The sequence below is a fragment of the Pseudomonas sp. HN8-3 genome (assembly GCF_020790195.1).
Taxonomy (GTDB): Bacteria; Pseudomonadota; Gammaproteobacteria; order Pseudomonadales; family Pseudomonadaceae; genus Aquipseudomonas; species Aquipseudomonas synxantha_A.
In genome coordinates, this window is record NZ_CP086206.1 from 2555636 (window position 1) to 2577560 (window position 21925).

Consider the following 21925-nt stretch of genomic DNA (forward strand, 5'->3'; position numbering starts at 1 on the left):
ATGAGCACCACACGATTGACCATGGCCCAGGCCTTGGTGAAGTTTCTGGATAACCAATACATCGAAGTCGACGGCGTACAGAGCAAGTTCGTTGCCGGGGTGTTCACTATTTTCGGGCATGGCAATGTGTTGGGCCTTGGCCAGGCGCTTGAGCAGGACAGCGGCGACCTGGTGGTGCACCAGGGCCGCAACGAACAAGGCATGGCCCATGCCGCCATCGGGTTTGCCAAGCAGCACCTGCGCCGCAAGATCTATGCGTGCACGGCCTCGGTGGGGCCTGGCGCTGCGAATATGCTCACTGCCGCAGCCACCGCCACGGCCAACCGCATACCGCTGCTGCTGTTGCCCGGCGATGTCTACGCCAGCCGCCAGCCCGACCCGGTGCTGCAGCAGATCGAGCAGTTCCACGACCTGAGCATCAGCACCAACGACGCGTTCCGCGCCGTGAGCAAATACTGGGACCGCATCAACCGCCCCGAACAGTTGATGACGGCGGCGATCCACGCCATGCGCGTGCTCACCGACCCTGCCGAAACCGGCGCGGTGACATTGGCGTTGCCCCAGGATGTGCAGGCCGAGGCCTGGGACTATCCCGACTACTTCCTGCAAAAGCGCGTGCACCGTATCGACCGGCGCCCGGCCACCGCCGCGATGATCGGCGATGCGCTGGCGGCGTTTCGCGGCAAGCGCAAACCGCTGATCATTTGTGGCGGCGGGGTGAAGTACTCCGGCGCCAATGCGGCGCTGCAAGCCTTTGCCGAGCGCTTTGAGATTCCCTTTGCCGAAACACAGGCCGGTAAAAGCGCGGTGGTCTCCAGCCATGCACTGAACGTCGGCGGCATCGGCGAAACCGGCTGCCTGGCGGCGAACCTGCTGGCCCCCGAGGCGGACCTGATCATCGGCATCGGCACGCGGTATACCGACTTCACGACCTCGTCGAAATCGCTGTTCAAGCACCCCGAGGTGACTTTTCTCAACCTCAATGTCAGCACCTGCGACGCGTTGAAGCTGGACGGTGTGCAAGTGGTGGCGGATGCCAGAGTCGCGCTTGAAGCGCTGGCCGATGCCCTCGGCGATTACCGTTCCGGCTGGGGCGAGCAGATCGCTGACGCCAAGGCGCAACTGAATGCCGAAGTGGATCGCGTGTACCAGGTGCAATACTCAGACGATGATTTCGTGCCGGAAGTTGACGACCTTCTGGACCGCGCCGTACTGCGCGAGTTTATCGAGCTGACCGGCTCCTGCCTGACCCAAAGCCGCGTACTGGGCGTGCTCAACCAGGCGCTGGCCGACGATGCGATCATCGTCGCCGCCGCCGGCAGCCTGCCCGGGGACTTGCAGCGCGCCTGGCGCAGCAAGGGCGTCAATACCTATCACGTCGAATACGGCTATTCGTGCATGGGCTACGAGATCAATGCCGCCTTGGGCGTGAAGCTCGCCGAGCCGACCAAAGAGGTCTACGCCCTGGTCGGTGACGGCTCCTACATGATGCTGCACTCGGAGCTGGCCACTTCGATCCAGGAACGGCGCAAGATCAACGTGGTGCTGCTCGACAACATGGCCTTCGGTTGCATCAACAACCTGCAAATCGGCAATGGCATGGACAGCTTCGGCACCGAGTTTCGCTTCCGCAACCCCGAGAGCGGCAAGCTCGACGGCGGCCTGGTGCCGGTGGATTTCGCCATGAGTGCGGCGGCCTATGGTTGCAAGACCTACAAGGTCAGCACGCTAGAGCAGCTGGAAGCGGCCCTGGCCGATGCGCGCACGCAAACCGTCTCGACGCTGATCGATATCAAAGTGCTGCCCAAGACCATGGTCCACGGCTACCTGTCGTGGTGGCGGGTAGGTGTGGCGCAGGTGTCCACCAGTGAACGCACGAATGCAGCGGCAAAAAAACTCAATGAACACCTGGCCAAGGCCCGGCAGTACTAATAACAAGAGGAGTGTTTACATGTCTTTGAAGCTTGGAGTGATTGGTACGGGCGCCATTGGCCGGGACCATATCCGTCGTTGCAGCCAGACCTTGCTCAACAGCCAGGTGGTGGCGGTCACTGATATCAACCTTGCGCAGGCCGCGCAGGTGGTGGCGGACTTGAAGCTGGACGCCGAGGTGTACCCGGACGGCCATGCGCTGATCAACTCGCCAGAGGTCGAAGCCATCCTTGTGACGTCGTGGGGGCCGAGCCACGAAGAGTTCGTGCTGGCCGCCATCGCCGCCGGCAAACCGGTGTTCTGTGAAAAACCCCTGGCGGTCACCGCGCAAGGCTGCCGCAAGATCGTCGAGGCCGAAGTGGCCTGCGGTAAGCGCCTGGTGCAGGTGGGCTTCATGCGTCCGTATGACGAAGGCTATCGGGCCTTGAAAGCTGTGATCGACAGCGGCCAGATCGGCGAGCCGTTGATGCTGCACTGCGCGCACCGTAACCCGACGGTGGGCGAGAATTACAACACCGACATGGCGATCACCGACACCCTGATCCACGAACTGGACGTGCTGCGTTGGTTGCTCAATGACGACTATGTGTCCGTGCAGGTGGTCTTCCCGCGCAAGACCAGCAAGGCCCTGGCCCACCTGCGCGACCCGCAGATCGTGCTGCTGGAAACCGCCAAGGGCACGCGTATCGACGTGGAGGTATTTGTGAACTGCCAATACGGCTACGACATCCAGTGCGAAGTGGTGGGGGAGACCGGCATCGCCAAGTTGCCGGAGCCGTCCCAGGTGCAACTGCGCAGCGGTGCGAAGCTGTCCAATGCGATCCTGATGGATTGGAAGGATCGCTTTATCGGTGCCTATGACGTGGAGTTGCAGGCGTTTATCGACAGCGTGCGGGCTGGGCAGGTCGGTGGGCCGTCGGCGTGGGATGGGTATGCGGCGGCGGTGGCGGCGGATGCGTGTATTGAAGCCCAGGGCAGCGGGCAGATTGTGCAGGTGAGCTTGCCGGATCGCCCACACTTCTACGGCTGATCCCAATCTCACAGGTGGAACCTGGTCAATGTGGGAGGGGGCAAGCCCCCTCCCACATTTGAACAGTGTTTGCACTTCAAAGCAGGAGTGAATCATGCGAATTGGACTAGTCGGCTATGGCCACGGAGGGCGCTTCTTTCATGCGCCGCTGATTGCGACGTTGCCTGGTGCGACGTTTGTGGGCGTTGTCACACGCTCGCCGGAGCGTCGCCAGCAATTAAGTACCGATCTACCAGGCGTGAAGGCCTTCGACTCCATCGGCCAGATCGTCGAAGCCGGCGTCGACGCCCTGGTGATTTCCACCACCCTCAAAGGTCGCCCAGCGTTGGTACTGGAAGCCATCGAACACGGCGTGGCGGTGGTCAGCGACAAACCCTTTGCGGCCAACGCCGAACAAGCCCAAGCCCTGATCACTGCCGCCGAGCGCCAGGGCTCGCTGCTCAGCGTCTACCAGAATCGGCGCTGGGATTCGGATTACCTGACTCTGCGCAAACTCATCGATGCCGGTGCCCTGGGCACCATCACCCGCTTTGAATCTCGTGTAGAACGCTACAGCCCACAAGCCGTGGGCAATGCCAGCGGCGGCGGGTGGCTGCTTGACCTGGGCAGCCACTTGGTCGATCAGGCGCTGCAACTGTTCGGCCCGGTGGACCGAGTGTTCGCCCAACTGCACTACACCCCTGAACACCCCAGCGTGGATCACGGCTTTTTTGTTTCCCTGAGCCACGCCAACGGCGTGATTTCACACCTGTGGGGCAACGCCTTGCAGAACAGCCAGGCGCCGCGCTTTCGTGTCAGTGGAACCTTGGGTTGCTACACCGTCGAAGGGTTGGATGGCCAGGAAGAAGCGCTGATCGCCGGTAAATCGCCGAAGACCGAAGGCGAGCACTGGGGCGCGGAGGAGCATCGACGCTGGGGCTGGTTCGAACAAGGCTCGGAGCGTGAGCGGGTGCCGTCGGAAAAGGGCTGCTGGACACAGTTCTATCGCCAGTTGCAGTTGGCCGTGCAAGGGCAGGGACCGCTGCCGGTGAGCGCCTATGACGCGCTGGAAACCACCCGTATATTGGACGCCGCACGCCTGGGCGCCGAGCGCCAGCAAGTGGTTTCGACAAAAATAGAATAAAATTCTAAAACAGGTTGATATGGAAATTATTTTCTAATACAGTCGTTTCCAGGTTGCATAAAGTACGTCCCGGACCCAGCGGGCGACTCAACAAAAACAAGATCAAAAACAACCAGGTACCGTCAGATGAAAATCTTCAACGCTGTACTTCGAGTTTTACGCCCCGCCCAAGCGCCACGCGGACTGCCCCGCGCCCGGCCGTTCTACTTCTCCTTCCTTAACGTGCTGTGCGTCGAAAACCAGGGCGCGCTGGTGTGCTGCATTCCAGGGGCGCCAGTGGTGCGACTGACAGCCGAGTCCTGATAAACGCAACGTCGAAAAAAACCAACAAGAAAGTGGAGACAGACCGTTCATGAAGACCCCGATCCGTTTTACCGCGCTGGCCCTGTCCATGCTGCTGGCCAGTGGCGTTGCCGGCGCCGCCGATCTGAAGGTGGGCGTCACGATGTCTGCGTTCGATGACACCTTCCTCACCTACCTGCGCGAAGACATGGACAAGCAAGCCAAGTCCTACCCCAAGGGCGATGGCGTGCAATTGCAGTTTGAAGACGCGCGGGCCGATGTGGTCAAGCAATTGAGCCAGGTCGAGAACTTTATCAGCCAGAAAGTCGACGCCATTATCGTCAACCCGGTCGATACCGCTTCGACCAAGAACATCATTGCGGCTGCGACCAAGGCGGGCATTCCGCTGGTGTTCGTCAACCGTCGCCCGGACCAGAAAGACTTGCCCAAGGACGTGGTGGCAGTGACCTCCGATGACGTCGAGGCCGGGCGCCTGCAAATGCAATACATCGCCGAAAAACTCGGCGGCAAGGGCAAGATCGTGATCCTGCTGGGTGACCTGGCGAACAACTCCACCACCAACCGCACCAAGGGTGTCAAGGAAGTGCTGGCCAAGTACCCGGACATCAAGATCGAGCAGGAGCAGACCGGCGCCTGGCTGCGTGACCGGGGCATGACCCTGGTCAACGACTGGTTGACCCAGGGGCGTGATTTCAATGCGGTGCTGGCCAACAACGATGAGATGGCGATCGGGGCGTCCATGGCCCTGCGATCGGCCGGCAAGGAAAAAGGCAGCGTGCTGATTGCCGGTGTTGACGGTACGCCGGATGGCTTGAACGCGATCACCAAGGGTGACATGGCCGCCTCGGCGTTCCAGGACGCCAAGGGCCAAGCGGTGGGTTCCGTGGAAGCGGCGCGCAAGATGGCCAAAAAAGAGCCGGTGGAGCAGAACGTGGTGATCCCGTTCCAGTTGATCACCCCGGACAACGTCAAAGACTTCAAGTAGCCCTGACACAACAACAATAAGCCGGCAGGGCGGTCACGGCCGCCCTGCAGATGGAGTGCCTCCCTATGCTTGCTCAAGCCGCTGCCTCGCAGCCCCCGGGCATCCAGCCGTTGCCGCTGGACGAACCCTACCTGCTGGAAATTCTCAACATCAGCAAAGGCTTTCCCGGTGTTGTCGCCCTGGACGATGTGCAACTGCGGGTGCGCCCCGGCACGGTGCTGGCATTGATGGGCGAGAACGGCGCGGGTAAATCGACGCTGATGAAGATCATCGCCGGCATCTACCAGCCCGACGCCGGGGAAATCCGCCTGCGTGGCAAGCCTATTACCTTCGAAACGCCGCTGGCGGCGCAAAAGGCCGGGATCGCCATGATCCATCAGGAGCTCAACCTGATGCCCCATATGAGCATCGCCGAGAACATCTGGATCGGCCGCGAGCAGCTCAACAGCCTGCACATGGTCAACCACCGCGAAATGCATCGCTGCACCGCCGAGTTGCTGGCGCGCCTGCGCATCAACCTCGACCCTGAAGAGCAGGTGGGCAACCTGAGCATCGCCGAACGGCAGATGGTCGAGATTGCCAAGGCGGTCTCGTACGACTCCGACATCCTGATCATGGATGAACCCACCTCGGCCATTACCGACAAGGAAGTGGCCCACCTGTTTTCGATCATTGCCGACCTCAAGGCACAGGGCAAAGGCATCGTGTACATCACGCACAAAATGAACGAAGTGTTCGCTATCGCCGATGAAGTGGCGGTGTTCCGCGACGGCCAGTACATAGGCCTGCAACGTGCCGACAGCATGAACAGCGACAGCCTGATCTCGATGATGGTGGGGCGAGAGTTGAGCCAGTTGTTCCCGGTGCGCGAGACGCCGATAGGTGAGTTGCTGCTGTCGGTACGCGACCTGAGCCTGGACGGCGTGTTCAAGGACGTCTCGTTCGACCTGCACGCCGGGGAGATTCTCGGTATCGCCGGCCTGATGGGCTCTGGGCGTACCAATGTGGCGGAAACCATTTTTGGCATTACCCCAAGCACCGGTGGGCAAATCACCCTGGACGGCAAGGCGGTGCGCATTACCGACCCGCACATGGCCATCGAGAAAGGCTTTGCGCTATTGACCGAAGATCGCAAACTCAGCGGCCTGTTCCCGTGCCTGTCGGTGCTGGAAAACATGGAGATGGCGGTGTTGCCGCACTATTCGGGCAGTGGCTTTATCCAGCAGAAGGCCCTGCGCGGCCTGTGCGAAGAGATGTGCAAGAAGCTGCGAGTAAAAACTCCGTCCCTGGAGCAATGCATCGACACCTTGTCGGGCGGTAACCAGCAAAAGGCACTGCTGGCACGCTGGCTGATGACCAACCCAAGGCTGCTGATCCTGGATGAACCGACCCGCGGTATCGATGTGGGCGCCAAGGCCGAGATCTATCGCTTGATCGCCTTTCTTGCCAGCGAAGGCATGGCGGTGATCATGATTTCCTCGGAACTGCCCGAAGTGCTTGGCATGAGCGACCGGGTGATGGTGATGCACGAAGGCGAACTGATGGGCACCCTGGATCGTGCCGAGGCCACCCAGGAAAAAGTCATGCAGTTGGCCTCCGGCATGTCTGCGGTCCACTGATCTACAGAATAAGAAGGTGATGGGCTATGAACGCAATAACAGACAACAAGCCGGCGACGGCACCGGTGAAGAATCGTCGACGCATGCCCACCGAGCTGAGCATCTTTTTGGTGCTGATCGGTATCGGCCTGGTGTTTGAACTGTTCGGCTGGATCGTGCGCGACCAGAGCTTCTTGATGAACTCCCAGCGCCTGGTGCTGATGATTCTGCAAGTCTCGATCATCGGCCTGCTGGCCATCGGCGTGACCCAGGTGATCATCACCACGGGGATCGACTTGTCGTCAGGCTCGGTGCTGGCCTTGTCGGCGATGATCGCTGCCAGCCTGGCGCAGACCTCGGATTTTTCCCGGGCGGTGTTTCCGTCCCTGACCGACTTGCCGGTGTGGATCCCGGTGGCGATGGGCCTGGGCGTGGGGCTGCTGGCAGGGGCGATCAATGGCAGCATTATCGCGGTGACCGGCATCCCGCCGTTTATCGCGACCCTGGGCATGATGGTCTCGGCCCGTGGCCTGGCGCGTTACTACACCGAAGGCCAGCCGGTGAGCATGCTCTCGGATTCCTACACGGCCATCGGCCATGGTGCCATGCCGGTGATCATCTTCCTGGTGGTGGCGGTGATCTTCCATATTGCCCTGCGTTATACCAAGTACGGCAAGTACACCTACGCCATCGGCGGCAATATGCAGGCGGCGCGCACCTCGGGCATCAACGTCAAGCGCCACTTGATCATCGTCTATAGCATCGCCGGGCTGCTGGCGGGCCTGGCCGGCGTGGTGGCCTCGGCCCGTGCCGCGACAGGGCAGGCGGGCATGGGCATGTCCTACGAGCTGGATGCGATTGCCGCTGCGGTGATCGGCGGCACCAGCCTGGCGGGCGGGGTGGGGCGCATCACCGGCACCGTGATCGGCGCGCTGATCCTCGGCGTGATGGCCAGCGGGTTTACCTTCGTGGGGGTGGATGCGTATATCCAGGACATCATCAAGGGCCTGATCATCGTGGTGGCAGTGGTGATCGACCAGTACCGCAACAAGCGCAAGCTCAAGCGCTGAGTGAATCCAAGGGCCGACTCAGATCAAATGTGGGAGGGAGCAAGCCCCCTCCCACATTTAGCCCGGGATCAGCCACTTTCAACCGTTTGTCTTCTATATAGCTCCACAAACTTGAATTTCTTGCTATAAACGCACTCCGATGACCGTTCGCCAAGCCCGTCCTGGTGCCTTTGGGGGTTAATTGGGAAAAAATGCCTGTCTTTTCAGTTGCTGCGCTCTCAAGTCGGCCTTAGACTGCCGCCCCTCGTAAATTGAGTGCCGGGTGGCGCTTGAAATGGACGGCGCCCTTCCGAGACCTGCACAGGCCTTGCGGAACGCTCCCTTATTCGCCTTAATGCACGTATTTTTTATAGAGAAATCAATGACAAAGGAAAAGTTGCTGGCCATGCCGGCGGATGACTACATGAATGCCGAACAGCACGCTTTTTTCGAGAAGTTGCTGCAAGACATGAAGGTGGAACACCACGAGCGCATTGAACAGAACCGCATCGCCATTGAAAGCCTGGACACCCCGGCGGACCCGGCTGACGCGGCTTCCGTCGAAGAAGAGCGCACCTGGCTGGTAAATGCCATCGACCGCGACCAGCGTATGCTGCCGCAACTTGAGCGCGCCCTGGAGCGCATCAAGGAAGATTCTTTTGGCTGGTGTGATGACAGCGGCGAGCCGATCGGCCTCAAGCGCCTGCTGATCAGCCCGACCACCAAGTACTGCATCGAAGCCCAAGAGCGCCACGAGCAGATCGACAAGCATCAGCGTCAAGCCTGATGTGCTGAATGGGGGGCCTGCCAGTGAGCTGGCTGCCCCGTCTGCAACAACCTCCCGAGATCATCCGGCCCGCGTCTGGCGCGATGGATTGTTGCTGTTTATGCAATGAAGCTATTCCCAGGATAGCTTTTTCCAACTGGAATAAAACCGTAGCATGGCCAACATTGTTAGGCAGCTAACTAATGCTACGGAGAACTTCCATGCAAAACAAAGTCGATGTGGCCGTGATGATCGGCAGCGGTGTACCTGAGACCCTGCGTGCCTTGGGTCAGAAAGCCTGCTGGGTAGTGTTGCTCAATGGTGAACAGCGCGGCACCGCTTTTGCCAGTCGCGATGAGGCGCAGGAGTGTCAGGCTGCCTGGCAAGCGCTGTTGCGCATGGAACAGTCAGACAGCCTGCATTGAGACCTTGCTAGTGAGATTGATGCAGGCGCTGATTCAACTCATCCACCGGGATGGCCCACTCAGCGTCTTCACGCAGTTCTTCCTTAAGAAACTGCGCCTGTTGGGGCGTCCAGAACGGCGCATCGATCAACTTCACGCCTTCCGGCAACGGATGCGCGACGATGAAGGCATCAATGGCCTCAGGGGTTGAATCCAGGCCCAGTTGTTCAAACAGGGTTTCGAGCGTGGGGATTGGCGCGTCCATTGGGTACTCCATACAAAGTGAGGATCGTTGTGTATGGGAGGCTTGAGGCGCGTTAGAGTTCTATCGAGGTGTCAGGAATTGAGAGCACCCGAATCCACGGCGGTTTTCAGGGCTTTTGCGGCTTCTTTTGCTGCAAAGGCAGCGGCGTCTACAGTCTTGAACCAACGGTCTTTTTCTACTTGGTGCGCGGTCACAGTGGTCAGCGGTGGTTTGGCCCGCATGATAATGACTGCTTGAAACTCTCCGTCTACTTCCCTGGCATCGCCGTGGATAAAAAATTCGCCAATATCAAATTCCGTCACGTATAGCCTTCCCTTCAAGGTAACTGCACTGATGAAACCTGACCCGCACGGGGCAAACTTCAATGGACGGGCCAGTATGGCAGTTGTTGAGGGGCGCAGGCGCAGTAAAGTCACCCAGGTGACGAAACGAGTCCCCCGCAAAGGGCATGCAGCCTGGCTTCAAGCATTTTGGCCAATTCACAGGCTTTATTGTGGTCGCTGCGAAACCCCTTGATCCTGCCACTGGGCACTTCAAGAATGTGGAAAAAGTTCTTTCCGGCCGGTACCACTTGGTAAATAACCGAATGGGAGTACCCATCAAGGTTATGCAAGCAGTAGTATTGGCGTTCGTCTGGACATGATGAACGAGTGTGGAAGGACGTAGCATTGTGTTGACGTCGTTGCATGCTCAGCTCCTGTCGATCGATCTTGTTAGCCTGTGTTTGGCGTTTCGGGTGGTTTTGACCCGGCTTGCTGTTTTAGTATTGTCGTCGGTAGTTCGCAACTGGTTCCATGCCCGTGTATTTTTTGTTTCGGGTGTCGGAAAGTGCACTTTTGACTGGGTTATTCTCTGAAGTTGGTCGACTCGTATTCTCGGGTCGTTGAACCTGTGATTTGCTGTGCCACCGGCTGACCTTGCTTTAGGTCCACCGCGGCTGGGTGTACGAGTCCTGCGGGTTATCTTCAGGTTTTTGACGAATGTGTGATCGTGCCGTAACGGCCGTTTTTTTGTGCTGCCCGCTTCGGCGGCCAGCGCTTTCTTGATGTGGGGGCGTTTCCTTGGCAGTCAGTAATCTGGATATGCACGCGTTATTCGTGCTGGGTGATTTGCGCGCAAAGTTGGTCAAACAGTTTCAATCCCGGTTTGTCTACGTCACTGAACAGACGCCGGAAGGCATCTACATCGCCGAGATCGATACCGAAGCGGCACTGGTCGTGGATGACAAGCCACGCCTGGAACTCAAGGTGGGCGACCATTTCCGTGCGGCTGTTTTACCCAGCCGCGAAGGTGGAAAGTTCGAACTCAAGTTTCGCGATATCAAGTTGACCGTTTACGGCCTCGGCGACTACGCCTTTGTATCGTCGAACGAAGGCCAGGGCATTGTGTTCAAGGAAGGCCATAGCGTGATGCTGGTATTTGCCGCCCATGAACAATTGCAGGAAGGGTTGACCAAAACTCTCAAGGCCGTGACGGGCAAGGCCGCCAAGTGGCGCAAGGGTGAACTGGTGACGTTCAAGGCCAGCGAATAACCGATAAATACGCTGTGCACCTTTGTCTTTCGGAACCTCTACTACAGTTGAGTTGACTTAACTATTCAGAGGCTTCGCGCATTAGCGGCAAAGCCGTTTGCCATGACTGAGAGAACGCGAGGTGCAAAGGCATGAGAGGATTGAAGTCACTGGTGGCAGCGTCACTGACGGCCCTGAGTCTGTCACTGCCGGTATCGGCTGCTCAGGCACCGGTGCATTTTGCCGACCTCAACTGGGAAAGCGGCAGCCTGATCACCGAAGTACTGCGCTTTATCGTCGAAAAGGGTTATGACTTGCCCACCGACACCTTGCCTGGCACCACCATCACCCTGGAAACCGCCCTGGCCAAGAACGACATCCAGGTGATCGGCGAAGAGTGGGCGGGCCGCAGCCCTGTTTGGGTCAAGGCTGAAGCCGAAGGCAAAGTGGTAGGGCTTGGAGACACAGTCAAAGGCGCCACTGAAGGCTGGTGGGTGCCGGAATACGTGGTCAAGGGCGACCCGTCCAGAAACCTCAAGGCCCTGGCGCCGGACCTGAAGAGCGTACAGGACCTGGCGCGCTACAAGGATGTATTCAAAGACCCGGAATCCCCGGGCAAGGGGCGCTTTCTCAACAGCCCCATCGGCTGGACGTCCGAAGTGGTCAACAAACAGAAGCTCAAGGCCTATGGCCTGGACGACACTTACGTGAACTTCCGCAGCGGCTCGGGCGCAGCGCTGGATGCCGAGATTGCCTCGTCGATCCGCCGGGGCAAGCCGGTGCTGTTCTATTACTGGTCACCCACCCCGTTGATGGGGCGCTATAAATTGATCCAGCTGGAAGAACCGCCGTTTGATGCCGATGCATGGAAGACCCTGACCGACGCGGACAACACTGACCCCAAGCCTACGCGCTCGCTGGCATCCAAATTGAGCATTGGCGTATCGACGCCGTTCCAGCAGCAATATCCGCAGATCACCCAGTTCTTCGAAAAAGTCGAGTTCCCCATCGAGCCGCTTAACAAGGCCCTGGCGAAGATGAGCGAAAACCACACCGCGCCACGGGACGTGGCCCAGGCGTTCCTCAAGGAGCACCCTGAGGTGTGGAAGGCGTGGTTGACGCCAGATGTAGCCCAGAAGGTTGAGGCGAGTCTCAAGTAACCGATAGTCTTAATGTGGGAGGGGGCTTGCTCCCGATAGCGGTGTATCAGCTTGCATATGCATTGACTGAACCACCACTATCGGGAGCAAGCCCCCTCCCACAGTTGACTGCATTTCAGGCTCAGAACTTGGTTTGCACCGCTACCTCAAACGTTCTCGGCGAACCCAGGTAATACGCCGGCGACACATGGGCAAACTCGGCATACACCTCATTGGTCAAGTTGCGCACCCGCGCGGTCACCGAGGTGCGGGCGTCCAGCTTGTAGCGCAGGAACGTACCGAACAGCGTGTAAGCCGGCACTGTCTGGGTGTTGGCATAATCGGCATACACCTGGTCGACATAGCGCGCATCCACCCCCCCTTGCCAATCCTCTGAGAAGTCGTAGGTCAACCACAGGTTGCCCACGCGCTTGGGCACATTGGTCGGCGTATTGCCTTTGCGCGATACCACGGCGCCGCTGGCAACTTTGTCATTGAATTCATCGTACTCGGCATCCACCCAGGCAAAGTTCCCTTCGGCCAGCAGCCTTGGCGTGATGCGCAGTGAGCTGGCCAGTTCGATACCCTTGGACGACTGCGCGCCCACCGGGATGCTGTTGGTGGGGTCCTGTGGGTCAGTGACGGCAAAGTCTTCGCGTTCGATCTTGTAGACGGCGACCGTTGCCGAGCCGCGACCGTCCAGGTAATCGAACTTGCTGCCGATCTCCCACTGCTTGCCGGTGGATACGTCGAACACCTGGGTGGTGGTATTGGGCTGTTCGACGGCGGTGCTGTATTGCACATAGACGTTGGCCGACGGAACAAACTGATAGGTAAGCCCCACACGGCCGGTTACTGGCTCCCAACTGCGCTTGAAGTGCCGAGGGTTGGTAGCGGTGATTGTGCGGTGGTTGGTCACGTCCAGGTCGATGGCGTCATAACGCAGGCCGGTCAGCAGTGACAGCTTGTCCGTGAGCCCCAGGCGGTTTTCCACGAACAGCGCCTTGGTGGTGACCTGGTTGGTCTTGTCCTTGATGAAGCCCGGCCGGGTGCCGGGGATGTCATAGAAGTGTCCCGGGGTGTAGTTGTTCGGGTCGACGGTACTTTGACCCGATACGTTCAAGGGGCTGTTGGTGGTGCTGTTGACCTTGTACTCAAAACCGCCAGACCAAGTGGTGGAGAGGCCGAACACGCTGGTGTCATGACGCAGTTCAAACTGGTTGCCGTCCTGTTCGCCCTGATGCCGCACCTGATAGGCCGTGGAGCGGTTAACGGCGCTGTTGTCGGCGTTGTACTGGTAGGTCTCCAGGTTGCGGTAATCGCGCTGGCTGTCGAGGTGGTAGAGGGTATTTTTCAGCGTGGTGCTGTCGTTGATCCGATAGTCGATGATCGAGCGGGCCCAGATTGTACGCTGCTCATAACGTCCGTCGGCGACGTTGTAGTTGTTGAAGCGGTTGTGCTTGTCGATCTTCAGTTCGCCGGCCTTGGGATTGAGCACCGGTGTGCCCCAATACGGGCTGTCTTCATGCTCATCCTGATATTCCAGGGCCAGGGTGTGGGAAAGGTTGGGCGTGAGGTCGCTGAGGAGGGAAAACGCCACGCTCCAGGCATCCCGTTGAGCGCGGTCGATGTGGCTGTGGTTGGTGTTGCGGCTCACATCCAGTCGCGCGTAATGCTGCACATCGGCGCCGGGCTCGGTCAGCGCGTGATTAAGGCCGAAGGCCATACCGGCGGTGTCGTAGCTGCCGTAGGTCAGTTGGCCTTCTGCGGCCTGTTCTTCACGGGTGGCCAACTTGCTCACGTAATTGAGCGAGCCGCCCACGGAGCCGGCGCCGTTGATCAGGGAGGAGGGGCCGCCGACCAGTTCCACACGGTCGTAGATCCACGCATCCACCGGCCGCGCCAGGCCTGTGGCGACATTGATGCCGTTGAACATCTGGGTAATCTGGCTGCTGGTAAACCCGCGGTACGAGACAAAACCACCAAACCCGGGCGGCGCGCTGGCGTTGACGCCGGGCAGGGTATTGGCCGCCTCGCGAAAGGTCCTGGCGCCACGGCGCTCGATATCGTTGCGGTTGGCAATGGCCACCGAGGCCGGGGTTTCCCGCACGCTCAGGCCCAGGCGCGAGGCCATGCCGCTGGATTGATCCAGAGCCAGGCCGGGCTCAATGTTTTGATCACCTTCAATGGTGGTCGGCGCCAACTCAAGGGCGCAGGCGCAAACGGGCAGGCAGCCGAACAGGCCCGCCAACAGGGGTAGATGTTTCATGGTTGAATCCTGAAAACTTGGCTTGAAAACAACGCACAGCCACCGGTCCTTCCTCTCGGAAACGGTCGGCAATGCAGATCAGAAAGCGCAGGGATCAGGCGTAGGCAGGTGGCGCACGCGGGTTAGCCGTGGGCCAGGTGAAACGGGCCGGAATATCAGCGGCGAGCACCACCGCAGCAGGTGGCGCATGGGGTTGTGGCAGTACCGCCACATTCAGATGGGAGTTGAGCGCAGGCCCCATGCCGCCGGTAGAACACAGCGGGCAACCAAAGGCCTTCGACAGGGTTGGCAGACTTTCATCCGTGGAGTTGCTGGGCAGGGGCGCCTGGGTGCGCGGGTCCACCGTACAGAACTGGCCGCTGATGCCGTTGAGCTGCATCCCCACCATCTGCCCATGACCAATGCTGCAGGCGAATACATTGAACAGGACGCAGCAGTAGAGCATCCAGGCAATGAGCGAGCGGTCGGCACGGGCGAGTTTCATGGGGCGGCACTTTACCATCAGCCGCCGACGAAATGCCTGCAAAAAATCTCAGGGCGACTATCCTGATTCCCACATTTTTCGGGAGCGTCCGCCATGAGTTTTGTCATTGCGCGATGGATTGTCGGGGTTTTTACCTTTATCAGCATGGTGCATCTTTACTGGGCGGCTGGCGGCAAATTCGGCAGCCTGGCGGCGATTCCGCAACTGCCTGGTGAATTTGCCAGCGGGCCGCGACCGGCGTTCAAGCCGTCGGCGCTGGGCACCTTTCTGGTCGCGATGGGGCTGGTAGCGATTGCCTTGCTCGTTTGCCTGCGCGCCGGGCTGTATTTCTCGCCGGTGTCCCATGGCGCGTTGCAGTGGGGCATCAGTGTGATTGCGGTGCTGATGTTTGCCCGGGCGATTGGCGATTCGGAGCTGGTAGGTTTTTTCAAGAAGGTCGGCAACTCTCGGTTTGCGCGCCTGGATACGTACCTGTACTCGCCGTTGTGCCTTGTGTTGGGTGCCGGGTTGTTGGTGGTGGCCTGGACCTGATGGTCTCGGCGCCATACCTGTGGCTAGGGAGCTTGCTCTCGTGACGGTCGGACAGCCAGCACATATCTACCTGACAAATCGAGATCCAAATGTGGGAGGGGGCTTGCTCCCGATGGCGGCCTCAGGGCCGACCAGGATGCTGGATCAGACCGAGTACATATCCGTTATTCAGGTAACGGCTGCTATTGGTTCCGCCCTTACGGCGGCTCACTTTTGAAAAGCGCAAAAGTAAGCAAAACGCTCTTGCCCCACCACTCGGCACCTCGCTTAGGCTCGGTGTGCCCGTAATCCGCCATGGATTTGGGGGGGCGCCGCCACGCGCCATCCATGGCGCGGGGCGGCTAAACCGGCATCCCTGCCGGTTTACCCCCCAAATCCCTGTCGGATTACGGCCAGCGTGGTTTGACGGGGCGCCTAAGATCAAAAGCAGATCAAGATCAAGAGCGGCTCGCTTCGCATCGTGGTTAGCCACATCAAAGTGGCTATAGCGCCGGTAGCGCTTGACCTGCGCATCCAATCCCCACTCAAAACACCCTCCAGACAAAAACACACCCTCCCGGTTTTATAGCGCTTGACCTTCCCAATGTGGCAAGCCCGATAAAAACCTCCAGTGTCGATTTGTCTTGAAAATTCCAAGGAGGGTGAACGATGTACGCCAAACCAATAAGCCTGATCACCGGGGCAATGGCCGTGGTGTTGACGCTGGGCGGATGCACAGACAACGCGCCGCCGGCCGCTGCCGCCAAGCCGCCCAGCGTGCCGGTGGCCGAAGTGGTGGCGCGAGCGGTGACGCCGTTTGTCGAGTACACCGGTTCGTTGACCGCCATTGAGCAGGTCGAACTGCGCCCGCGTGTCAGTGGTTATCTGCAAAGTGTCAGCGTGCCCGAAGGCCAGTTCGTCACCAAGGGCAGCCCGTTGTTTGTGATTGACCCGCGGGGATTTCAGGCCGCGTTGAACGCTGCCAAGGCGCGTTTGCGCGAGGCCGAGGCCAATGCGTTGCTGGCCCAGGCCGAGCATGGCCGAGCCGAGCAACTGTTCGCCAAGAAGGTGGTGGCGCGTGATCGCCTCGACACCGCCATTGCCTCCTTGAATGCCGGCAGGGCCCAGGTCGAGGCGGCGAAGGCGGCATTGGATACGGCACAGCTGGACCTGAGCTACACACGCGTCACCGCGCCCATCAGCGGCCGCATCGATCGTGCCCTCGTCACCGAAGGCAACTATGTCACCCGAGGGGAGACGCCGTTGACGACGATCGTTTCGGTCGATCCGTTGCATGTGTACTTCGATGTCGACGAGCGCACCTATCTGCACTCGTTGGCAGCGACCCGTGAACACGCCGGATCGAAGGGGGACAAAGCTGCCAAGGTAATGGTGGCGATGCTCAATGATGCGACCTATGCGCGGGCCGGGCTGGTGGACTTTCTGGCCAACGCAGCCGACCGCAAGACCGGCACCGTGCGCGTGCGTGCGGTGGTCGAAAACCCGGACGGGCGCCTGACCCCCGGGCTGTTCGCCAAGGTCAAGCTGGACACCGGCGCGGCACAAACGCGGGTGTTGATTGCCGACCATTCCATCGGCACCGACCAGGGCCGGCGCTATGTGCTGGTGGTCGGTGACGGCGACAAGACCCAATACCGCCCGGTCGAATTGGGCCCGATGGCTGACGGCCTGCGGGTGATTGAACAGGGCCTGCAACCGGGCGAGCGCATTGTCGTCAAAGGGCTGGTGCGCCCGGGCATGACGGTGACGCCGCTGGCCGCCAGCATCGAGGGCAAGCCGCTTGAGGCACCGCTGACTGTGGGAGGCGTGCAATGAGCTTTCCACGGTTCTTTATTGATCGGCCCATCTTCGCCATCGTCCTGTCGGTGTTGATGATGATCGGCGGCCTTGTCGCCTTCTTCCACCTGCCGCTGAGCGAATACCCCGCGGTCACGCCACCCACTGTGCAAGTCACCGCGAATTATCCTGGGGCCAACCCGCAAGTGATTGCCGAGACGGTGGCGGCGCCACTGGAACAGGTGATCACCGGCGTTGAGGGCATGCTCTACATGACCTCGCAGTCGGCCACCGATGGCCGCATGATCCTGACGGCGACCTTCGCCCAGGGCACCAATGCCGACATGGCGCAGATCCAGGTGCAAAACCGCGTCTCGCGTGCGTTGCCGCGTTTGCCCGAAGAGGTGCAGCGTCTCGGTGTGGTCACGCAGAAGACCTCGCCGGACATCCTCATGGTGGTCCACCTGCTGTCTCCCGACCAACGTTATGACCCGCTGTACATCTCCAACTACGCCTACTTGCAGGTGCGCGATGAGCTGTCGCGCATACCGGGGATCAACGACGTGCTGGTGTGGGGCGCCGGTGAATACAGCATGAGGCTGTGGCTCGACCCGGACCTGATCGCTGCCCGTGGCTTGACCGCCGGTGATGTGATCGGCGCCGTACGCGAGCAGAACGTGCAAGTGGCAGCCGGCTCGGTCGGCCAGTCACCTGATTCCAATGCGGCTTTCCAAGTCACGGTCAACACCCTCGGGCGCCTGACGGACGAAGCGCAGTTCGGCGACATCATCATCCGCACCGGCGATAACGGCCAGGTCACGCGCCTGCGCGATGTGGCCCGTATCGAGATGGGCGCCGATGCCTATGCGCTGCGCAGCCTGTTGGATGGCGAGCCGGCCGTGGCTTTGCAGATCATCCAGAGCCCAGGGGCCAATGCGCTCGATGTAGCGCAGGCGGTGCGTGACACCATGCAGCGCCTGCAGGCCAACTTCCCCGAAGGGCTGGTGTCGCGGATAGCCTACGACCCGACCGTGTTTGTGCGCGCTTCGCTGGAGTCAGTCGCCATCACGCTGATGGAAGCGATCCTGCTGGTGGTCATCGTGGTGGTGGTGTTCCTGCGTAACTGGCGCGCATCGCTGATCCCGTTGATGGCTGTGCCGGTATCGATCATTGGCACCTTCGCGGTCATGCATCTGATGGGGTTTTCCCTCAATACCTTGTCGTTGTTCGGGCTGGTGTTGTCGATCGGCATCGTGGTCGACGATGCCATCGTGGTGGTCGAGAACGTCGAGCGGCATATCGAGAACGGCGAGGAGCCCACCGAGGCAGCGCGCAAGGCAATGGGGGAGGTCACCGGCCCGATCATCGCCATTACCTCGGTGCTGGCGGCGGTGTTTATTCCCACAGCGTTTCTCAGTGGTCTGCAGGGTGAGTTCTACCGGCAATTTGCGCTGACCATCGCGATTTCCACGATCCTCTCGGCGGTCAACTCGTTGACCCTGAGTCCGGCGCTGGCCGGCCTGTTGCTGCGCCCGCGCAGCGCCGCCGTGGCGCACGACCCGCGCAGCCTGCGCGGTCGTGCTGCGCATTGGGTGCAGGTGCTGAGCCGACCGTTCCAGCGGGCGCCGCAGGCGTATGGCAACTCGGTGCGCAAGGTCGTCGGCCGCCGCGGGGTGGCGCTGGTCGCCTACAGCGCATTACTGGCGCTGACCTGGTTCGGCTTCAACGCTGTACCGGCGGGCTTTGTGCCGATGCAAGACAAGTACTATCTGGTGGGTATCGCCCAATTGCCCAATTCGGCCTCGCTGGACCGTACCGATGCGGTGGTGCGGCAGATGTCGAAGATCGCCCTGGATGAACCGGGCGTCGAAAGCGTCGTGGCGTTCCCGGGGTTATCGGTCAACGGCTTCGTCAATGTGCCGAATGCTGCGGTGATGTTTGTCATGCTCGATCCATTCAAGGAACGAACCTCGCCCGATATGACCGCGGTCGCCATCGCCGGGCGCCTGCAAGCCAAGTTCGCGAGCATCCCTGACGGATTCCTCGGCGTATTCCCGCCGCCGCCGGTGCCCGGCCTTGGAGTGACCGGTGGCTTTAAGTTACAGGTCGAGGACCGTGGCGGGGTTGGGCTTGAGGCATTGGTGCAGCAGACCCAGGTATTGATGACCAAAGCCACTGAGTCGGGCCAGGTCGCCGGATTGATGACCAGCCTGGACGTCAACGCACCGCAGTTGAACGTCGACATCGATCGCACCCAGGTCAAGAGCCAGGGCGTGCGTCTGGCGGATGTGTTCGAGTCTTTGCAGGTCTATCTCGGGTCGCTGTATGTCAACGACTTCAACCGTTTCGGCCGGACCTACAAGGTGACCGCCCAGGCTGATGCCGATCATCGTATGCAGGCCGAAGCCATCGGCCGCCTGCAAGTGCGCAATGCGGCCGGGAACATGTTGCCGTTGTCGGCGTTTGTCACCGTCACACCGGGTTCCGGCCCGGACCGGGTGATTCACTACAACGGCTACCCTTCGGCGGATATCTCCGGTGGGGCGATGCCTGGGGTCAGCTCGGGGCAAGCTGTTGCGCTGATGGAGCGGCTGGCGCAGGAGGTACTGCCCGAAGGCGTGACCTATGAATGGACGGATTTGACCTACCAGCAAAAACTCGCCGGATCATCGGCGCTGTTTATTTTCCCGCTGTGTGTGTTGCTGGCGTACCTGATCCTCGCCGCGCAGTACAACAGTTGGCTGTTGCCTCTGGCGGTCTTGCTGATCGTGCCCATGTGCTTGCTCAGCGCGATCATCGGCGTGTGGCTGGTGGACGGTGACAACAACGTGTTCGTGCAGATCGGGTTGGTGGTGCTGGTGGGGCTTGCGGCGAAGAACGCCATTCTGATCGTCGAGTTTGCCCGCAGCCTCGAAGCCGAAGGTGCGAGCCCGTTGGAGGCGGTTGTCCACGCGTGCCAACTGCGCTTGCGGCCGATCCTGATGACGTCGCTTGCATTCATCGCCGGCGTGGTACCGCTGGTATTGGCCAGTGGCGCCGGGGCAGAAATGCGTCATGCCATGGGGGTTGCAGTGTTTGCTGGGATGTTGGGGGTGACGCTGTTCGGACTGTTCCTCACGCCGGTGTTCTACGTGGTGATGCGCAGCCTGGCGCTGCGCTTGCAGCGTCAGGGTTCGAGTCCGAAGTTGCAGCTGGAGGAGCGCGCATCATGAAACGGTCTTTTCCACTCTTTATGTTGCCGTTGCTGCTGGTGGCCGGCTGCGCTGCGGTAGGGCCTGACTATTCCGCGCCGGTGCTGCCCGCCCCGCACAGGCCGGCAAGCTTCGGTGCGCCCGTTGCAGGTCTGGGCAGCGGTGAGGTCGAGGTGCAGTGGTGGCAAGTGTTCGACGAGCCGGCACTCAGCCAATTGATTCAGCAGGCGCTGGCGGCCAACCACGACATCGGCATCGCCGCCGTACGCCTGGATGAAGCCAAGGCGATGCTGCGCGAGAGCCGCCAAGGGTTTCTGCCCAGTGGCGGTGCCGCCCTCGGTTATGAGCACCGACGGCGCAGTGAAGTCGAGACGCCGCTGGGCCAGGAACGCTCAATCGAAACCACCCGCGCGGCGCTGGATGCGGCCTGGGAAATCGACCTGTTTGGGCGCGTCCGCCGCTCGGTAGAGGCAGCGCAAGCGCAGGCGGGGTCGCGCCAGGCATTGCTGCGCAGTGTGCAGGCGAGCGTCGCCGCCACCGTCGCGGCCACCTGGTTCGAACTGCAAGGGATCGAAGCTGAACATGCGGTGGTCGCGGATATCAGCCAGAGCCAGCGCGACAGCCTGGGCCTGGTGGAACATCTGGTCAGCGTCGGCGCCGCCACCGAGTTCGACCGGCTGCGCGCCGAGGCCTTGCTGCGCAATGTCGAGGCGGTAGCGCCCGACCTTGAGCGGCGACGCGCAACCTCCAACAACGCGTTGGCGGTGCTGCTGGGGCAGGCGCCGCAGGGGTTCAATCCGCCTGCGGCCAAGCCCGGCCGTGAGGCCTTGAGCCTGCGTACCCTGCAAGTCGGCGACCCGGCCGGCTTGTTGGCCCGGCGCGCCGATATCGCTGCGGCCGAGCGCACGCTGGCAGCCGAGACTGCACAAATAGGCGTGGAAACCGCTGGTTTGTATCCGGATATCCAGGTGCAGGGCTCCATCGGGCTACTGGCCGGAAGCCTCGGTTCGCTGGGGGACGCCGGTATGCAGTCGAACTTTATCGCCCCGGTGATTCGCTGGTCGCTGCTGGACACCGGGCGTGTACGCGCACGGATCGCCGCCAGCGAGGCGCGTACCCAAGCGGCCTTGATCGCCTATGACCAGACCGTATTGCGTGCCCTGCAGGAAACCGACGATGCGTTCCAGGCCAACAGTGCCGCGGGCAGCACCTTGGGCCTGCGGCTGCTGGAGGCGGCGGCCAATCGCGAGGCGGCCAGGTTTGCGCGCACGCGATTTGCCGAAGGCGAGGGCATGTATCTGGATGTGCTTGAGGCCGAACGTGCCGACTTCACCAGCCGCCGTGCGTTAACGGCGGCGCGCACCCAGCAGCGCTTGGCGGTGGTGGGGATCTACAAGGCGCTGGGCGGTGGCTGGCAGATTTGTGAACAGGCGGGGCAGGCTTGCAGTGGGGCTGCGGCGCTGCGTTAGCCACAGCCGAGCAAAAACACAGCACGGCAGTGCAAATGTGGGAGGGGGCTTGCTCCCGATGGCGGCGGGTCAGTCAGTACATCTGGCACTGACCCACTGC

Annotated in this window: 19 protein-coding genes; 15 read left to right on the plus strand and 4 right to left on the minus strand. The window is 60.8% G+C overall.

Annotated features, from left to right (window positions below):
* The 9 genes from iolD to LJX92_RS11335 all read left to right on the plus strand — a co-directional run bounded on the left by iolD (position 1) and on the right by LJX92_RS11335 (position 9211).
* Positions 1-1932, plus strand: coding sequence for a 3D-(3,5/4)-trihydroxycyclohexane-1,2-dione acylhydrolase (decyclizing) (gene iolD, locus LJX92_RS11295; RefSeq protein ID WP_032876180.1), 1932 nt, complete (start codon positions 1-3; stop codon positions 1930-1932).
* Positions 1933-1951: 19 nt separating this feature from the next.
* A complete protein-coding gene (locus tag LJX92_RS11300) occupies positions 1952-2962 on the plus strand; it encodes a Gfo/Idh/MocA family protein (protein WP_032876177.1) in 1011 nt (336 codons plus the stop codon).
* Between the two features lie 94 nt (positions 2963-3056).
* Positions 3057-4085 (plus strand): Gfo/Idh/MocA family oxidoreductase, encoded by a 1029-nt coding sequence (locus LJX92_RS11305; protein ID WP_228309771.1) that lies wholly within the window; start codon positions 3057-3059, stop codon positions 4083-4085.
* A 126-nt stretch (positions 4086-4211) separates the two neighbouring features.
* Positions 4212-4388: a hypothetical protein gene (locus tag LJX92_RS11310; RefSeq protein WP_005787736.1), complete on the plus strand. Its 177-nt coding sequence runs from the start codon at positions 4212-4214 to the stop codon at positions 4386-4388.
* A gap of 49 nt (positions 4389-4437) precedes the next feature.
* Positions 4438-5373: a sugar ABC transporter substrate-binding protein gene (locus LJX92_RS11315; RefSeq protein WP_032876172.1), complete on the plus strand. Its 936-nt coding sequence runs from the start codon at positions 4438-4440 to the stop codon at positions 5371-5373.
* A 65-nt stretch (positions 5374-5438) separates the two neighbouring features.
* A complete protein-coding gene (locus LJX92_RS11320; protein WP_032876169.1) occupies positions 5439-6992 on the plus strand; it encodes a sugar ABC transporter ATP-binding protein in 1554 nt (517 codons plus the stop codon).
* Between the two features lie 26 nt (positions 6993-7018).
* Complete coding sequence (locus tag LJX92_RS11325) at positions 7019-8041, plus strand: ABC transporter permease (protein ID WP_003191668.1); 1023 nt, start codon at positions 7019-7021, stop codon at positions 8039-8041.
* Positions 8042-8402: 361 nt separating this feature from the next.
* The gene (locus LJX92_RS11330; protein WP_003191666.1) at positions 8403-8807 is read left to right on the plus strand and encodes a TraR/DksA family transcriptional regulator; all 405 of its coding nucleotides are present in this window, start codon (positions 8403-8405) and stop codon (positions 8805-8807) included.
* A 200-nt stretch (positions 8808-9007) separates the two neighbouring features.
* On the plus strand, positions 9008-9211 hold the full coding sequence (locus tag LJX92_RS11335) for a hypothetical protein (protein WP_005787746.1): 204 nt from the start codon (positions 9008-9010) through the stop codon (positions 9209-9211).
* A 7-nt stretch (positions 9212-9218) separates the two neighbouring features.
* On the opposite strand, the gene LJX92_RS11340 is transcribed toward LJX92_RS11335, so the two are convergent.
* Together LJX92_RS11340 and LJX92_RS11345 are read right to left on the minus strand one after the other, a co-directional pair.
* The gene (locus LJX92_RS11340) at positions 9219-9455 is read right to left on the minus strand and encodes a DUF2789 domain-containing protein (RefSeq protein WP_032876165.1); all 237 of its coding nucleotides are present in this window, start codon (positions 9453-9455) and stop codon (positions 9219-9221) included.
* Positions 9456-9526: 71 nt separating this feature from the next.
* Positions 9527-9757 carry a hypothetical protein gene (locus LJX92_RS11345; protein WP_005787750.1) on the minus strand — a complete coding sequence of 77 codons (231 nt, stop codon included), beginning with the start codon at positions 9755-9757 and terminating at the stop codon, positions 9527-9529.
* A 780-nt stretch (positions 9758-10537) separates the two neighbouring features.
* Here LJX92_RS11345 and LJX92_RS11350 point away from each other — a divergent pair.
* Together LJX92_RS11350 and LJX92_RS11355 are read left to right on the plus strand one after the other, a co-directional pair.
* A complete protein-coding gene (locus LJX92_RS11350; RefSeq protein WP_177327419.1) occupies positions 10538-10987 on the plus strand; it encodes a hypothetical protein in 450 nt (149 codons plus the stop codon).
* Between the two features lie 131 nt (positions 10988-11118).
* The gene (locus tag LJX92_RS11355) at positions 11119-12126 is read left to right on the plus strand and encodes an ABC transporter substrate-binding protein (RefSeq protein ID WP_228309772.1); all 1008 of its coding nucleotides are present in this window, start codon (positions 11119-11121) and stop codon (positions 12124-12126) included.
* Positions 12127-12247: 121 nt separating this feature from the next.
* On the opposite strand, the gene LJX92_RS11360 is transcribed toward LJX92_RS11355, so the two are convergent.
* Together LJX92_RS11360 and LJX92_RS11365 are read right to left on the minus strand one after the other, a co-directional pair.
* Positions 12248-14374 (minus strand): TonB-dependent receptor, encoded by a 2127-nt coding sequence (locus LJX92_RS11360; protein ID WP_228309774.1) that lies wholly within the window; start codon positions 14372-14374, stop codon positions 12248-12250.
* A gap of 94 nt (positions 14375-14468) precedes the next feature.
* Entirely contained in the window at positions 14469-14858 is a 390-nt protein-coding gene (locus LJX92_RS11365) for a DUF2946 domain-containing protein (RefSeq protein WP_005787761.1), read from the minus strand.
* A gap of 93 nt (positions 14859-14951) precedes the next feature.
* Here LJX92_RS11365 and LJX92_RS11370 point away from each other — a divergent pair, with 93 nt between their 5' ends.
* From LJX92_RS11370 to LJX92_RS11385, 4 genes are all read left to right on the plus strand, one after another.
* Complete coding sequence (locus LJX92_RS11370) at positions 14952-15389, plus strand: DUF3995 domain-containing protein (protein WP_032876152.1); 438 nt, start codon at positions 14952-14954, stop codon at positions 15387-15389.
* 648 nt (positions 15390-16037) lie between these two features.
* Entirely contained in the window at positions 16038-17204 is a 1167-nt protein-coding gene (locus LJX92_RS11375) for an efflux RND transporter periplasmic adaptor subunit (protein WP_228309775.1), read from the plus strand.
* The gene (locus LJX92_RS11380) at positions 17201-20377 is read left to right on the plus strand and encodes an efflux RND transporter permease subunit (protein WP_032876146.1); all 3177 of its coding nucleotides are present in this window, start codon (positions 17201-17203) and stop codon (positions 20375-20377) included. The genes LJX92_RS11375 and LJX92_RS11380 overlap by 4 nt, the downstream gene beginning before the upstream one ends.
* Positions 20374-21825: an efflux transporter outer membrane subunit gene (locus tag LJX92_RS11385; RefSeq protein ID WP_228309776.1), complete on the plus strand. Its 1452-nt coding sequence runs from the start codon at positions 20374-20376 to the stop codon at positions 21823-21825. Before LJX92_RS11380 ends, LJX92_RS11385 begins: the two co-directional genes overlap by 4 nt.
* The last annotated feature ends 100 nt before the right edge of the window (positions 21826-21925 follow it).

Bases quoted from the DNA above. Each gene is read 5' to 3' on its own strand.
- iolD (WP_032876180.1), top strand. From the start codon at position 1: ATGAGCACCACACGATTGACCATGGCCCAGGCCTTGGTGAAGTTTCTG.
- LJX92_RS11300 (WP_032876177.1), top strand. From the start codon at position 1,952: ATGTCTTTGAAGCTTGGAGTGATTGGTACGGGCGCCATTGGCCGGGAC.
- LJX92_RS11305 (WP_228309771.1), top strand. From the start codon at position 3,057: ATGCGAATTGGACTAGTCGGCTATGGCCACGGAGGGCGCTTCTTTCAT.
- LJX92_RS11310 (WP_005787736.1), top strand. From the start codon at position 4,212: ATGAAAATCTTCAACGCTGTACTTCGAGTTTTACGCCCCGCCCAAGCG.
- LJX92_RS11315 (WP_032876172.1), top strand. From the start codon at position 4,438: ATGAAGACCCCGATCCGTTTTACCGCGCTGGCCCTGTCCATGCTGCTG.
- LJX92_RS11320 (WP_032876169.1), top strand. From the start codon at position 5,439: ATGCTTGCTCAAGCCGCTGCCTCGCAGCCCCCGGGCATCCAGCCGTTG.
- LJX92_RS11325 (WP_003191668.1), top strand. From the start codon at position 7,019: ATGAACGCAATAACAGACAACAAGCCGGCGACGGCACCGGTGAAGAAT.
- LJX92_RS11330 (WP_003191666.1), top strand. From the start codon at position 8,403: ATGACAAAGGAAAAGTTGCTGGCCATGCCGGCGGATGACTACATGAAT.
- LJX92_RS11335 (WP_005787746.1), top strand. From the start codon at position 9,008: ATGCAAAACAAAGTCGATGTGGCCGTGATGATCGGCAGCGGTGTACCT.
- LJX92_RS11340 (WP_032876165.1), bottom strand. From the start codon at position 9,455: ATGGACGCGCCAATCCCCACGCTCGAAACCCTGTTTGAACAACTGGGC.
- LJX92_RS11350 (WP_177327419.1), top strand. From the start codon at position 10,538: ATGCACGCGTTATTCGTGCTGGGTGATTTGCGCGCAAAGTTGGTCAAA.
- LJX92_RS11355 (WP_228309772.1), top strand. From the start codon at position 11,119: ATGAGAGGATTGAAGTCACTGGTGGCAGCGTCACTGACGGCCCTGAGT.
- LJX92_RS11360 (WP_228309774.1), bottom strand. From the start codon at position 14,374: ATGAAACATCTACCCCTGTTGGCGGGCCTGTTCGGCTGCCTGCCCGTT.
- LJX92_RS11365 (WP_005787761.1), bottom strand. From the start codon at position 14,858: ATGAAACTCGCCCGTGCCGACCGCTCGCTCATTGCCTGGATGCTCTAC.
- LJX92_RS11370 (WP_032876152.1), top strand. From the start codon at position 14,952: ATGAGTTTTGTCATTGCGCGATGGATTGTCGGGGTTTTTACCTTTATC.
- LJX92_RS11375 (WP_228309775.1), top strand. From the start codon at position 16,038: ATGTACGCCAAACCAATAAGCCTGATCACCGGGGCAATGGCCGTGGTG.
- LJX92_RS11380 (WP_032876146.1), top strand. From the start codon at position 17,201: ATGAGCTTTCCACGGTTCTTTATTGATCGGCCCATCTTCGCCATCGTC.
- LJX92_RS11385 (WP_228309776.1), top strand. From the start codon at position 20,374: ATGAAACGGTCTTTTCCACTCTTTATGTTGCCGTTGCTGCTGGTGGCC.